Origin of the sequence: Sphingomonas sp. T1, from assembly GCF_902506585.1 — a bacterium.
In the GTDB taxonomy this organism is placed as follows: Bacteria; Pseudomonadota; Alphaproteobacteria; order Sphingomonadales; family Sphingomonadaceae; genus Sphingomonas; species Sphingomonas aerolata.
Genome location: NZ_LR733875.1, coordinates 1,067,761 through 1,082,130, shown reverse-complemented (window position 1 = coordinate 1,082,130; position 14,370 = coordinate 1,067,761). Strand labels below are relative to the sequence as shown.

The following is a 14,370-nucleotide window of genomic DNA, read 5'->3' as shown; positions in this document are numbered from 1 at the left end:
GGGCAGGGTTGCGGAGCGCTCCTAAACGCTATCTTCACCTGTTTCCCTGCATAGCCCGTGCGAGTTTAACCGGCCATCGGACACCCGTTGCCGGGATGGCGCCAGGAGATCAGTGCCCATGCGTTCCGGACCCGTTTCCCGTTCCCTGTTCACGCTGGGGCTCGCCGCGTCGTCGCTTGCCGCCTGCAGCAGCACCGGCGGTCCGCCCGAACTGCCGCCCGCGGCCTATGTCGCGAACAAGGAACTGCCGGGCGAGGAATATGTGATCGGCCCGCTCGATCAGCTCAACATCTTCGTCTGGCGCAATCCCGAACTGTCGTCGAAGGTCCAGGTCCGCCCCGACGGCCGGATCACGACGCCCTTGGTCAACGACATGTCCGCGGTGGGGAAGACGCCCGCACAGCTCGCCGACGACATGAAGAAGGCGCTCGGCGAATATGTCAAAAACCCGATCGTCTCGGTCATCGTCGAGAATTTCAGCGGGACCTACAGCCAGCAGGTCCGCATCGTCGGCGCGACCGAAAAGCCCGCCTCGATTCCCTATCGTGCCAATATGACGCTGCTCGACGCGATGATCGCGGTCGGCGGGCTCAGCCAGTATGCGGCGGGCAACAAGGCGCGGCTGGTGCGCTACGACCGCGCGAGCGGCAAGCAGAGCGAGTTCTCGCTGCAAATCTCGAACCTGTTGAAAAAGGGCGATTCGTCCGCCAATGTCAGGCTCGAGCCCGGTGACGTCATCATCATCCCCGAATCGATGTTCTGAGGCGTGGCGGTATGAACGGCATCTATGACGAGGCGCGGGTCGCGCTGCACGCGATCTGGACGCGGCGCTGGCTCGCGCTCGCGATCGCGTGGGGCGTGTGCGTCCTCGGCTGGCTGTTCGTATCGCAGATCCCGAGCCGCTATGAATCGCGCGCGCGCGTCTTCGTCCAGATGCAGAACCTGCTGCCCGCGAGCATGGACCAGCCGTCGGCCTCGAGCCGCACCGACATCGACACGATCCGCCAGACGCTGACCTCCGCGGTCAATCTGGAGAAGGTCGTGCGCGGCACCGACCTTGCCAACACGGTGGCCAGCGACCGCGACGTCGCCGACCGCGTCGCCAGCCTTGCGCAGTCGATCAAGGTGACGTCGGCGCAGGACAATCTGTTCGAGATCGCGACGACCGCGGCGAGTCCGAAGCTGGCGCGGACGATCACGCAGAAGCTGATCGACATCTTCGTCGAGGGCAATCTGGCAGGCGACCGGACGAGCACCAGCCAGAGCCTCAGCTTCCTCGACAAGCAGCTGGCGCAGCGGCAGAAGCAGCTCCAGGACGCGGAGGCCAAGCGCGCCGACTTCCAGAACCGCTATCTCGGCGCGCTGCCCGGCACCGGGTCGGTCGCCGACCGGATCGGCGCCGCTCGGTCGCAGATGGCGCAGGTCGATGGCGATCTCGCCGCGGCGCAGTCGGGGCTCGCCGCGGTGCAGGGACAGATGGCCGGCGTCGCGCGGACGGTCGCTGGCAGCGGCGGCGTCGCCGGTGCGGCCGGACCCGCACGCGCCCGGCTGGCAGCGATCCAGGGGCAGCTCGCCGACGCGCGTGCGCGGGGCTATACCGAAAGCCATCCCGACGTCGTCGCACTGCGCGCGCAGCTCGCCCAGGCAACCGCGGCGGCGCGCGGCGAACCGCTGTCGGGCGGCAGCGGCGCGGGCTCGTCGCCCAATCCGCTCTATGTCTCGCTGCAGGCGATGATGGCGGACAAGCAGGCGGCGGTCGCGTCGCTCAGGATCCGCCGCGCGCAGCTGCAGGGCGATCTCGACCAGCTGAACGCCAAGCTGTCCGAGGATCCGACCGTCGCCGCCGAACAGGGCGCGATCGACCGCGATTATCAGGTGCTGAAGGACCAGTATGACCAGTTACTGACCCAGCGCGAGCAGATCGCACTCCGCGGCCAGGCGCAGTCGCAGACCGATCGCGTCAAGTTCAGCGTGATCGACCCGCCGACCACGCCGCAAAAGCCCAGCGCCCCGAACCGGATGCTGCTGCTGACGGGCGTGCTGATCGCCGGGCTCGGTGCCGGGATCGGCGGCGCGTTCCTGCTCGGCCAGCTCCGCGGCACGTTCGCGACGAGCGCCCGCCTCGAACGCGTGGCGGGGATGCCGGTGATCGGGTCGATCGGCGAGGTCGTGACGCGCACCCAGTCCGAGCTGCGCGCCAAGCAGTTCCGGATGTTCCTCGGCGGCACGGCAGCACTCGGTGCCGCCTATGTGCTGCTGCTGGGCGTCGAGATCCTGCAGCGTGGCCTGGCGGCCTGAGGACGTGACCATGCGTAGCAAGATCCCCGAATCGCACGATGCCAGCGGCGAGCCGCCACGCGCGCCGTCGCTGCTCGAACGCGCCGCCACGGTCTATGACTTCAACCAGCAGGTGCGGGCCCGACCGCCGGTGCCGCCGGTCGAACCGGCACCCGCGCCCGAGCCTGCCGCCGAGCCCGTTGCGGCGTTCGAGGCCGACGCGCCGGACTCCGACGATGCGACCTTCCTCGCGATCCCGGCCGAGCTTCGCGCACCGATCGGACAGGAATTGCCCGACGAGTTTCATCTGCCGTTCGTCGCCAGAGACACGGCGATGATCGATCGCGGGATGCTGGCGGCGAACGGCATGATGGTGCCCGGCGCGCCGGTCGGTCCGCTGGCGGAGGAGTTCCGCCTCATCAAGCGGCAGCTGCTGATCACGCGCGCGCAGATCGAGGCCAGCGCGGTGCCCGACAAGGCGCGCACGATCCTCGTCTGCTCGGCGCGGCCGAACGACGGCAAGACCTTCTGTGCGATCAACCTCGCACTTTCGATCGCCGCGGAGCGCGATACCGAGGTGCTGCTGGTCGACGCCGATGTCGCCAAGCCCGACGTACTGCGGCAGCTCGGGCTCGACGATGGTCCCGGCCTGCTCGATGCGCTGGCCGACACGAGCATCGACGTCGAAACGCTGGTGATCCGCACCGACGTGCCGCATCTCTCGATCCTGCCCGCGGGCGACCGGACGACGATGGACACCGAACTGCTCGCCAGCGCGCGGACCCGCGCGGTGCTCGCGCGGCTGCTCGCGGCGGATCCGCGGCGCATCGTGATCTTCGATTCGCCGCCTGCGCTCGCCGCGTCGCCTGCGGGCGTGCTCGCGATGCTGGTCGGGCAGGTCATGCTCGTCGTCCGCGCCGATCATACGCCCGAAAGCGAGGTCCGCGCCGCGGTCAACCGGCTCGACAGCTGCGAGCATATCCAGCTGGTGCTCAACGCGGTGTCGTTCGTCCCCGGCGGCGCGCGGTTCGGCAGCTATTACGAGCAAGGCGGCGCGCGGTGAGCGATGTCCGCCTGATCCTCGGCGGCGCGGCGGCGCTGTTCGTCGCGGGGCCCGCGCTCGCCCAGTCGGTCTCCGATACGGGGTCCGGAGGCGGGCAGGGCGCACGGCGCGTCGTCGTCCGGCCCTATATCGAGGCGACGCAGATCCTCACCGCGGATCTCGGCGGTGGCGATGTGCTCACCTACACCTCGCTCGCCGCCGGCGTCGATGCCGCGGTGTCGACCGCGCGGATCAACGGGCAGGTCAGCTATCGCTACGAGCGCCGCTTCGCCTATGACGACGATATCGGCGACACCGACATCCATTCGGGCCTCGCGCGGGTCGAGGCGCAACTGACGCGCAACCTCTCGCTGGAAGCGGGCGGGATCGCCACGCGGTCGCGCTCGGACATCCGCGGCGCGGCGCCCGGCGTACTGGTCGGCAACGTCTCGAACATCGCGCAGGTCTATGCCGTCTATGGCGGCCCGAATTTCGCCGCGCAGGCCGGCGACGTTGCGGTCAACGCCAACTACCGGCTGGGCTATACCAAGGTCGAGACCCCGACCTTCGGCACCGCGGCGACCGGTGGCCAGCGGCTCGATTATTACGACGATTCGATCGGCCACACCGCGACCGCCAGCGCGGGCTTCCGGCCGGGCACGCTGCTGCCGGTCGGGCTGACCGCGAGCGCGGGGTTTGACCGCGAGACCGCGGGCCAGCTCAGCCAGCGCTACCAGGGCTATTTCGGTCGCGGCGACGCGGTGCTGCCGGTGTCGCCCTATGTCGCGCTGACCGCGGGCCTCGGCTATGAACGGATCGAGACGAGCCAGAAGGATGCGCTGGTCGATGCCGCGGGCGTCCCCGTGCTCGACCGCGACGGCCGGTTCCGGACCGCGCCGGGATCGCCGCGCCGGATCGCCTATCGCACCGACGGGCTCTATTACGACGCGGGCGTGATCTGGCGGCCGAACCGGCGGACCTCGGTCGAGGCGCGGATCGGCGAACGCTATGGCTCGCTCAGCTTTACCGGCACCGCGACCTACCAGGCGTCGAAGGACGTCGGCGTCGCGGTCAACGTCTATGACGGCGTGCAGACCTTCGGCCGCCAGCTGCGCACCGGCCTCGCCAACCTGCCGACCAGCTTCCTCGCGCCCAATCAGGGTTTCGCGCAGCAGTTCAACGGCTGCGTGTTCGGCGCGACCGGCGCAGCGCCCGGCGGGTGCCTCGACGACGTGTTCCAGTCGATCTCCACCTCGAGCTACCGTGCGCGCGGGATCGACGCGGTGCTCGTCGCGACGCGCGGGCGGACGACCTTTGGCGGCGGGATCGGCTATGCCAATCGCCGCCTCTTCGCGCCGGGCGGCGCGCCCGGCCTCGTCGTCACGGGCCTTGAGGACGAGAGCTATTACGGTCAGCTCTATTTCGCGCGGTCGCTGTCTTCGGTATCGGGGATCAATGCGACCGCGTTCGTGAACTATTTCGACAGCCAGCTCGGCGGCGGTTTCGTCACCGCGGGCGATGGCGGGGTCTGGTCCTATGGCGCGACCGGCACCTATTACCGCAATTTCGGACGGCTCGGCACGACCGCGTCGCTCGGGTTATACAGCTTCAAGGTCGGCGACTTCGACAGCGACTGGTCCGCACAGGCGCTGCTCGGTGCACGGTATCAGTTCTAGGATATTTGGCAGATGTACGACGAACATTACGGACTGACGGGACGCCCGTTCCAGCTCACCCCGGACCCCCGATTCTGGTTCGAATCGGGGACTCATCGCAAGGCGATGGCGTATCTCGGCTATGGCCTCGCGCAGGGCGAGGGCTTCATCGTCATGACCGGCGATATCGGCGCGGGCAAGACCACGCTGGTCGGGCATCTGATGGACACGATCGACCATCAGAGCCTGAACGCGATCCGGCTGGTGTCGACCGCGATCGAGGCGAGCGACCTGCTGCGGATCGTCGCGACCGCGCTCGGCGTCGACCCGGCGGGGCTCGAAAAGGCGCAGCTGCTCACCGCGATCGAACGCGGGCTGCACGCCGTCGCGCGGACCGGCAAGCGCACGCTGCTGATCGTCGACGAGGCGCAGGCGCTGCCCGTATCCGCGCTCGAGGAACTGCGGATGCTGTCCAACTTCCAGACCGCCGGCCATGCGCTGCTGCAGATCCTGCTGCTCGGCCAGCCCGAATTCCGCGACCGGCTCCACGGCTCGGACGGGCTCGAACAGCTGCGCCAGCGGGTGATCGCGATCCACCATCTCGACCCGATGGAGCCGCATGAGGTCGCCGATTATATCGCGCACCGCCTGTCGGTGGTCGGCTGGGAGGGCAATCCGGCGTTCACCGACGACGCGGTCGCCGCGCTGTTCGACGGGTCGGACGGCATCCCCCGCCGCCTCAACATGCTGGCGGGCCGCGTCATGCTCTATGCCGCGATCGAGGATCTGCGCGTCATCGACGGCGCCGTCGTCCGCGCCGTGCAGAGCGACCTGACCGCGGACCTGCCGACACTCGCGACGACGCCCACGCCCGAGCCTGCCCCCGAACCCGCCGCCGAACCCAAGGCACAGCCCCGCGGCACGCCCGACCCCGCCACCGACCCTGCGGTCCTCGACCGGCTCGCGATGCTCGAGGCGCGCGTCGAGCAGCAGGACCAGGCACTGCGCCGCGTCCTGACCTTGCTCGTCGAGTGGGTCGAGGGCGACGAGCCCAGGCCCGATTACAAGCCGATCCGCGGCGCGTCGCACTGGCACGACGCGGCGTGATCCGGTGACGACGGCGGTAACGGCCGGCCCGATCCGCAACGGCATGTCGGTCGATGTCGAGGACTGGTTCCAGGTCGGCGCGTTCGAGACGGTGATCGACAAGGCGGACTGGGACGGTCTCCAGCCGCGGGTCGAGGCGAATACCGATGCCGTACTCGCGCTGTTCGCCGAAAGCGGTGTGCACGCGACCTTCTTCACGCTCGGCTGGGTCGCGCACCGCTATCCTGCGCTGATCCGCCGGATCGTCGATGCCGGGCACGAGATTGCGAGCCATGGCTGGGATCACCAGCGCGTCTTCACGATGGACGCAGGCCTGTTCCGCGCCGACCTCGCGCGTGCGCGCGCGGCGATCGAGGATGCGGCGGGACAGCGTGTCACGGGCTACCGCGCGCCGAGCTTCTCGATCGACCAGCGCACGCCCTGGGCGCACGCCGTGCTGGCGGAAGCGGACTATGCCTATTCGTCGAGCGTCGCACCGCTCGCGCACGACCATTATGGCTGGCGCGACGCACCGCGCTTCGCCTTCCGCCCGCTGGCCGACAGCGCATTGCTCGAAGTGCCCGTCACCGTCGCGCAGTTCGGCAAGCGTCGCGTCGCCACGGGCGGCGGCTTCTTCCGGCTGCTGCCCGCCGCGCTGATGGATTTCGCGGTGCGTCAGGTGAACGCCGCCGACCACCCGGCGATGTTCTATTTCCACCCCTGGGAGATCGACCCCGCCCAGCCGCGCGTCGCGGCGGCGCCGTTGCGCTCGAAGATCCGGCATTATTCGCGGCTTGGCGCGATGGCGGGCAAGCTGCGCGGGCTGCTCGGGCGGCATGACTGGGGTCGCGTCGATGCCGCGGTCGCGGTCGAGGCGGGTCGGCTGCGGTGACGACGGCCACCGTGCGCGAGGCGGATCTCGCCGACGCGGACGAGCGCGCGCGGATCGCGGCGTTCGTCGATGCGACGGCGGCGGCGACGCCGTTCCATCTGCCCGCGTGGAGCATCGCGGTCGCGCGCGGTTGCGGCCAGCGCGCACGCTATCTGGTCGCGGAGCGGGGCGGCACGATCACCGGCGTGCTGCCGCTGACCGAGATGCGGTCGCCGCTGTTCGGACGGGCGCTCGTCTCGGCGGGGTTCGCGGTCGATGGCGGTGTGCTCGGCGATGCCGCGGTCGAGCCGCTCGCCGCGGCGGCCTGGGAGCTGGCGCAGCGGCGCGGCTGCCCGTCGGTCGAGCTTCGCGGTGGCGCTGTGCCCGCGGGCTGGGACAGTGACGCGGACAGCTATCTGGGGTTCGCGCGCGATCTGGCGGCGGATGACGATGCCGAACTGCTCGCCATCCCGCGCAAGCAGCGCGCCGAGGTGCGGCGCGCGCTCGGCCTCGATCTCGACATCGCGACCGGCCGCGACCGCGCAATGCTCGCCGAGCATTACCGCGTCTATGCCGAATCGGTGCGCAATCTGGGGACGCCGGTCTTTCCCGCGCAGCTGTTCCGCTCGGTCGTCGAGACGATGGACGCCGACGTACTCACCGTCCGCCACCGCGGCCGCGCGGTCGCGAGCGTGCTCAGCCTCTATCACCGCGGGACGGTCTATCCCTATTGGGGCGGCGGGACCGAGGCGGCGCGCGGCCTGCGCGCCAACGACCGGATGTATTTCGCGCTGATGGCGCATGCCCGTGCGCGCGGCTGCACGCGGTTCGATTTCGGACGGTCCAAGACCGGTACCGGCGCGGCCGCGTTCAAGAAGAACTGGGGATTTACGCCCGTGCCGCGGCTTTATGCCAAGCGCAGCGACGGCCCCGCGCGCGAGGTCAATCCGCTCAATCCCAAATATGCGCTGATGGTGCGTAGCTGGAAGAAGATGCCGCTCTGGGCGGCGAACCTCGCCGGACCGTGGATTTCCCGGGGTCTGGGGTGAGCGACCTGCTGTTCCTCGCGCACCGGGTGCCGTTCCCGCCCGATCGCGGCGACAAGATCCGCAGCTTCCACGTCCTCCGCTATCTCGGCGCACGCATGCGCGTCCATCTCGTCGCATTTGCCGACGACGCGGCGGACCTCGATCCGCCAGCCGCCTTCACGGACATGCTGGCGAGCTGCACGATCCTGCCACGCGGCAAGTCGCAGGCGCGCGCCGGACTCGAGGCGCTGGCCACCGGCAAGCCCGTCTCGCTGACGGCGTTCGCCTCTCCCGCCATGCAGGCCGCGGTTGACCGCGTCCTGCCGCGCGTCGACGGCATCTACTGTTTCTCGGGTCAGATGGCGCAGTACCTCCCCGATGACGGGCCACCCGTGGTCATGGATTTCGTCGACATGGACTCCGCCAAGTTCGCAGGCTTCGCGGACGACTCCCGCGGCCCGATGCGCTGGATGATGCGCCGCGAGGCACGGCTGTTAGGGGCCTTCGAGCGGGAGATCGCGGCGAGGGTCTCCGCCAGCCTGTTCGTCAGCGAAGCCGAAGCCGCCCTGTTCCGCACCGGCGCCACCACCGGCCGCATCCTCGCGGTCGAGAACGGCATCGACTCGGCGACGTTCGACCCGGCTGCGCAGGTTGAGAAGGCTAAGGAGGCTGGGCAGGCCACAGCCCCATCCTACCACCCCGGCGAAGGCCGGGGCCCAGTTGGAAAGGTCGCAGTAACACCGGACAGTCCGTCGCCATCGACGTCCCCCAACTGGACCCCGGCCTCCGCCGGGGAGGTGAAGAGTGGGCTGGTCATCGGCAGCGCCCACGCAGACCCACTGATCGTCTTCACCGGCCAGATGGACTACCGCCCCAATATCGACGCCGTGACCTGGTTCGCCTGCGACATCCTCCCCCGGATCCGCACGCGCCACCCGACAGCCCGGTTCGCGATCGTCGGCCGCGCCCCAACCCCCGCAGTGCAGGCGCTCGCAGGCGACGCGGTGATCGTCACCGGCGCGGTCGACGACGTGCGCGGATGGCTCGCCGCGGCCGATGTCTGCGTCGCCCCGCTGAAGCTCGCCCGCGGCATCCAGAACAAGGTGCTGGAGGCGATGGCGATGGCGCGGCCAGTCGTCGCCTCGGCGGCGGCAGCGGAGGGCATCGACCACGCCGGCACGATCCGCGTCGCGGCGGACGCGAGCGAATTCGCCGCGCAGGTCCTCGCGCTGCTCGAAGCGCCCGCCGACGCGGCAGACCTCGGCCGGGCCGCGCGCGCGCAGGTGCTGCGACGCTATGGCTGGGACGCGCGGCTCGCACCGCTCGATGCGCTGTTCGGAGTCGATGGCAGCCGGTCCCCATCGTGACCGATCGCCCCGCGACGTCCTGGCCCCGGCATCTGCTCGCGCTCGGCGTCGCGGCGATCCTGCTGCTCGCGCTGTTCCGCCGCGACGTCGCCGATCTGACGACGATCTGGTGGACCAGCACGACCTTCGGCCACTGTCTGTTCATCGCCCCGGTGATCGCCTGGCTGGTGTGGCAGCGGCGTAGCGAGCTCGCGCAGCTGACGCCCGTCGGCTGGTGGCCGGGGCTGGCGCTGGTCGCGGTCGGCGGGGCAGGGTGGCTGATGGGCGACGCGGCCTCGGTCAATCTCGCGCGGCAACTGGGGCTGGTGCTGATGCTGCAGGGCGCGGTCGTCGCGATCCTCGGCCCCGATGTCGCGCGCGGATTGCTGTTCCCGCTCGGCTATGCGCTGTTCCTCGTGCCCTTCGGCGAGGGGATTGAGCCGCCGTTGCAGGCGGTGACCGTCGCGATCGTCATGCCGCTGCTGCATCTGGTCGGCGTGCCCGCGGTCGTCGACGGCGTGCTGATCCATGCCGGCCGCTATTATTTCGAGGTGGCGGAGGCGTGTTCGGGCGCCAAGTTCGTGATCGCGATGGTCGCGTTCGGGGTGCTGGTCGCCAATGTCTGTTTCGTGTCGTGGCGGCGCCGCGCGGTGTTCCTCGCCGTGTCGGTCGTCGTGCCGGTCGTCGCCAACGGGTTTCGCGCGTTCGGGACGATCTGGGCCGCCGAGCTGACCTCGGTCGAGGCGGCGACGGGGATCGACCACATCGTCTATGGCTGGCTGTTCTTCGCGCTCGTGATGGCGGCGGTGCTCGCGATCGGCTGGCGCTGGTTCGACCGCGCGCCCGACGATCCCGCCTTCGAGCCGACGCGACTGCAAACGGTGCCGCGCTATCGGGGCGACCTCGCCACCGTCACGCTGCTCGTGCTGGTGGTGGCATCGGCGTTTCCCGCGTGGAGCACGGCCATCGCCGGGCGGCGGCAGATGCTGCCAGCGCAGATCACGCTGCCCGACGTGCCGGGCTGGCACCGCGTCGATGTCAGCGTCCGCGCGCCGTGGATGCCCTGGTATCCGGGCGCGGACCATTATCTGTTCGGGCGCTATGCCGATGCGTCGGGCGCGACCGTCGACATGGCGCTCGCGGTATTCGGGCGGCAGGGCGACGGGCACGAGCTGATCGCGTTCGGCACCGGGGTGCTGCGCGAGGAGGATCGCTGGGTCCGCGTCGCGGATCTTCCCCCGCTCGCGGACGCCGCGGGCGCGCGCGGTTCGGCGATGCGGATTACCGCGCCGGGACCCGTGGAGCGCATCGTCGCGACGTGGTACCGGGTCGGCGATGCTACCACCGATGACGGGATGATCGTGAAGATCGAGACGATGAAGGCGCGGCTGTTCGGCGGACCGCAGCGCGCGGTTGCGGTGCATCTGTCGGTCGAGGGCGGCGATCCGCGACCGATGGCGCGCTTCCTTGCCGCCCTCGGACCGGTCGGCACGGTCGCCGATCACGCCGCGGGCCTGCGCTGAATGTGCGGGATTGCCGGGATCTTCCACCCGGGCACGCCAAAGCCGGTCGATCCGAACCGCATCCAGGCGATGATCGCCGCGCTCGCGCATCGTGGTCCCGATGGCGACGGCATCTGGACCGCGCCGGGCGTCGGGCTGGGGCATCGCCGGTTGTCGATCATCGACCTCGAAGGCTCACCGCAGCCGATGTCCGACGGCGAGCTGACGATCAGCTACAACGGCGAGATCTACAATTTCGCCGAGCTTCGCGCCGACCTGATCGCAGGTGGCGCACGGTTCCGGACCAAAGGCGATACCGAGGTGCTGCTCCACGGCTGGCGCGCCTGGGGGCCGTCGATGCTCGACCGACTGAACGGCATGTTCGCCTTCGCAATCCACGATGCGGGGGCACGCGCGCTGTTCCTCGCGCGCGACCGGCTGGGGGTGAAGCCGCTTCATTATGTCGAGCTGGCGGACGGCTCGGTCGCGTTCGCCTCCGAACTGAAGGGCCTGCTCGCCAACCCGCTCGTCCGGCGCGCGCCTGATCTGTCCGCGGTCGAGGATTACATGGCGCTCGGCTACGTCCCCGACGACGCCTGCCTGGTCGCAGGCGTGAAGAAGCTCGCGGCCGGGCATTTCCTGCTGATCGAGCGCGGGCGCGGCATGCCCGCGCCGCGCCGCTGGTGGGACGTCGACTTCTCCAACCGCGCGACCGGCTCCACCAAGGCGCTGGGCGAGGAACTGGTCGATCGGATGCGCGCGGGCGTGCGGTCGCGGATGGTCGCCGACGTGCCGCTCGGCGCGTTCCTGTCGGGCGGGGTCGACAGCTCGGCGGTGGTCGCACTGATGGCGGAGGCGAGCCCGCGCGCGGTCCGCACCTGCACGATCGGCTTCGACGAGGCGGGGCATGACGAGCGCACCCATGCGACGACGATCGCGCGCCGCTTCGCCACCGATCATGCCGAGCGCGTGGTCGATCCCGACGATTTCGCGCTGATCGACACGCTGGTCGCCGCGTTCGACGAGCCGTTCGCCGACGGGTCCGCGCTCGCCACCTATCAGGTCTGCGCGCTCGCCCGCGAGCGGGTGACGGTCGCGCTGTCGGGCGACGGCGCGGACGAGGCGCTTGCGGGCTACAGGCGCTACCGCTTCCAGGCGGCGGAGGAACGCGTGCGCGGCCTGCTCCCCGCGCATCTCAGGACGCAGATATTCGGCGCGCTTGGCCGGCATTACCCCAAGGCCGACTGGGCACCGCGACCGTTCCGCGCGAAATCGACCCTGCTCGCGCTCGCGGCAGGCGGGGGCGAGGCCTATGCCCGCTCGGTCGGCGTCACGACGCCAGAGGTCCGCGCGCGGCTGTTCTCGAACGCCGCGCAGGCCACGCTGGGCGGCTACCGCGCGGAGGAACGCTATGTCACGACGATGGCCAATGCGCCCGCGCGCGACGCGATCGACCGCGCGCAATATGCCGATCTCAAGCACTGGCTGCCCGGCGACATCCTGACCAAGGTCGACCGCACCAGCATGGCGGTCGGGCTCGAGGCGCGCGAACCGCTGCTCGACTACCGGCTGGTCGAGTTCTGCGCGACCTTGCCCGTCGGCCTGCGGCTGCGCCACGGCGAGGGCAAATGGCTGATGAAGAAGGCGATGGAGCCCTATCTGCCCAAAGAGATCCTCTACCGCCCGAAAATGGGGTTCGTGACGCCGATCAGCGCCTGGTTCCGCGGCGCGCTGGCGGGCGAGGCGAGCGCGCTGGGATCGTCGCGGATGCTCGCCGAGACGGGCTGGTTCGACATGGCCGCGATCACCGCGCTCGCCGAGGCACATCGCGGCGGGCGCGCCGAGCATGGCCGCACGCTGTGGCAGCTGATGATGCTCGAACGGTCGCTGAAGCGGGTGTTCGGCTAACCCCGGGTACTCACACCCGTCGTCAGAGCGGTACTTCGGGCCCGATCGCCTCGCGCATCCAGCGGTCGAACAGCTGCGGCCAGAGCGAGCCCGGCGAACTCGCGGGCAGCCGCGTGCCGAAGCCGTGGCGCCCACGACGCAGGATATGCGCCTCGACCGGAATGTCGACGCGGCGCGCGGCGGCGAGCATGTCGAGGCTGTTGGCGACCGGCACCGTGTCGTCATCCTCGGCATGGACCAGGAACAGCGGCGCGTCGCCGCTGCGCAGATTGCGGTCGATCGCATAGCGCACCTGCATCGCCGGATCGGGATTGGGCCCCAGCAGCTGCGCGCGCGACCCGCCATGGCTGCGCCCCGGATCCATGTTCGACACCGCGTACATCAAACCGGCAAAGGCCGGCCGCGCCGACAGCCGGTCCGCGGCATCGACCGGGCGATAGACCTCGAGCCCATGATGGATCTCGAGCGATCCGGCGAGATGCCCGCCCGCCGAGAAGCCGAGCACGCCGAGCGTCTCGGGGTTGATCGCATAGCGCTTCGCATTGGCGCGGATCAGCCGCATCGCGCGCTGCACGTCGGACAGCGGCACGTTGGCGCGGTCCGCCCAGCCTTCGCCCGGCATCCGGTAGCTGAGCACGAACACCGTGATGCCGAAGCCGTTCAGCACCCGCGCGACGTCGATCCCCTCGTTGCGCAGCGAGGTGATCGAATAGCCGCCGCCGGGGCAGACCAGCACCGCACGGCCATCGGGGCGGGCGGCGCGGAACACGCCGACCTCGGGCTGGACCACGCCGCGCATCTGCACGTCACGGTAGCCGCCCGGGCGTCCGGTGATCATCGGGCGCGGGCGCGGCAGCGGGGTCGGCGCGCCGGCGGGAATGCCGGGCCACAGCGCGAACCGCTCGGCGGGCGGCCAGACCGGATCGCCGGCAAGACGCGCGCCTCGACTGGCGCTCCCGTTCGTCGCGGACTGGCCGGCGGCGTCGGAGAGCAGGGCGGCGGGGGCGATCCCGGCCGCGAGCGGCAGGGCGAGCAAGGTTCGGCGGTCGAAGGTCATGGCGCGGTAGCTAGCCGATCCCGATCGCGCAGGGGAAGGGGCGATCGACACGCATCGCCGTCAATGGTCTTGTCAGAATACCGCCATCGCCGCGTGCAGCGTGAGCGCGATCAGCGCGAGGCTCGACAGCAGGAACAGGATGAACCGCGTCTGCACCCGGTTGGTCGTCGCCTGCGCGATGCTGTGCGCGACCCGCAAGCCGACATAGGCCCAGGCGATCCACGCGTTGACCCCGTCGCCGGTATGGCTGAGCGCGAGCACCGCACACACCGCATAGAACAGTGTCGGCTGTTCCATCAGATGGTTGTAGTTATGCGCCTTCCACTGCGCACTGGCGGGCAGCGAGCGATCCGCATCGGCGGCGCGCGTGCCGACGAGCTGGCTGAGGTCGACCCCCGCCGCCTTCATCGCGGGCAGGCGGGTCGCCAGCATCCAGAGCAGCATCACCAGCGTCCAGGCGATCAGCGCGACCATCGGCCGCAGGATCTCGCTGTGGATCAGGTCGTCATTCATGAAAAAGCCTCCCCCGGTTCCCCGGAGGAGGCTGCATCAATCACGCATCGGGAGCAATCGCAGAATCCTCCCCCTTGCAGAGGGG

12 protein-coding genes are annotated in these 14,370 nt (G+C 70.1%); 10 read left to right on the top strand and 2 right to left on the bottom strand.

Going from position 1 to position 14,370, the window contains the following annotated elements:
- The first annotated feature begins 118 nt into the window (after nt 1–118).
- From GV027_RS04795 to GV027_RS04755, 10 genes are read left to right on the top strand one after another with little or no spacing between them, the layout of a single operon-like run.
- Nucleotides 119–763: an XrtA/PEP-CTERM system exopolysaccharide export protein gene (locus tag GV027_RS04795; RefSeq protein WP_031393819.1), complete on the top strand. Its 645-nt coding sequence runs from the start codon at nt 119–121 to the stop codon at nt 761–763.
- Between the two features lie 11 nt (nt 764–774).
- Nucleotides 775–2,298 (top strand): XrtA system polysaccharide chain length determinant, encoded by a 1,524-nt coding sequence (locus tag GV027_RS04790; RefSeq protein ID WP_159511139.1) that lies wholly within the window; start codon nt 775–777, stop codon nt 2,296–2,298.
- Nucleotides 2,299–2,308: 10 nt separating this feature from the next.
- Nucleotides 2,309–3,340, top strand: a complete 1,032-nt coding sequence (locus GV027_RS04785; protein ID WP_159511138.1) for an AAA family ATPase — start codon at nt 2,309–2,311, stop codon at nt 3,338–3,340.
- On the top strand, nt 3,337–4,995 hold the full coding sequence (locus GV027_RS04780; protein ID WP_159511137.1) for a hypothetical protein: 1,659 nt from the start codon (nt 3,337–3,339) through the stop codon (nt 4,993–4,995). The genes GV027_RS04785 and GV027_RS04780 overlap by 4 nt, the downstream gene beginning before the upstream one ends.
- A gap of 12 nt (nt 4,996–5,007) precedes the next feature.
- Nucleotides 5,008–6,081 (top strand): ExeA family protein, encoded by a 1,074-nt coding sequence (locus tag GV027_RS04775; protein ID WP_159511136.1) that lies wholly within the window; start codon nt 5,008–5,010, stop codon nt 6,079–6,081.
- A gap of 43 nt (nt 6,082–6,124) precedes the next feature.
- Nucleotides 6,125–6,952: an XrtA system polysaccharide deacetylase gene (locus GV027_RS04770; protein WP_159512733.1), complete on the top strand. Its 828-nt coding sequence runs from the start codon at nt 6,125–6,127 to the stop codon at nt 6,950–6,952.
- Nucleotides 6,949–7,980: a FemAB family XrtA/PEP-CTERM system-associated protein gene (locus GV027_RS04765; protein ID WP_159511135.1), complete on the top strand. Its 1,032-nt coding sequence runs from the start codon at nt 6,949–6,951 to the stop codon at nt 7,978–7,980. Before GV027_RS04770 ends, GV027_RS04765 begins: the two co-directional genes overlap by 4 nt.
- On the top strand, nt 7,977–9,326 hold the full coding sequence (locus GV027_RS21370) for a glycosyltransferase (RefSeq protein ID WP_236559048.1): 1,350 nt from the start codon (nt 7,977–7,979) through the stop codon (nt 9,324–9,326). The genes GV027_RS04765 and GV027_RS21370 overlap by 4 nt, the downstream gene beginning before the upstream one ends.
- Entirely contained in the window at nt 9,323–10,828 is a 1,506-nt protein-coding gene (xrtA, locus tag GV027_RS04760) for an exosortase A (RefSeq protein WP_236559047.1), read from the top strand. The genes GV027_RS21370 and xrtA overlap by 4 nt, the downstream gene beginning before the upstream one ends.
- Nucleotides 10,829–12,715: an XrtA/PEP-CTERM system amidotransferase gene (locus GV027_RS04755; RefSeq protein WP_159511133.1), complete on the top strand. Its 1,887-nt coding sequence runs from the start codon at nt 10,829–10,831 to the stop codon at nt 12,713–12,715.
- 22 nt (nt 12,716–12,737) lie between these two features.
- Here GV027_RS04755 and GV027_RS04750 read toward each other — a convergent pair whose 3' ends face one another.
- Nucleotides 12,738–13,772, bottom strand: coding sequence for an alpha/beta hydrolase (locus GV027_RS04750; protein ID WP_159511132.1), 1,035 nt, complete (start codon nt 13,770–13,772; stop codon nt 12,738–12,740).
- Nucleotides 13,773–13,844: 72 nt separating this feature from the next.
- Complete coding sequence (locus tag GV027_RS04745) at nt 13,845–14,270, bottom strand: MAPEG family protein (protein ID WP_031396468.1); 426 nt, start codon at nt 14,268–14,270, stop codon at nt 13,845–13,847.
- Between the last annotated feature and the right edge of the window lie 100 nt (nt 14,271–14,370).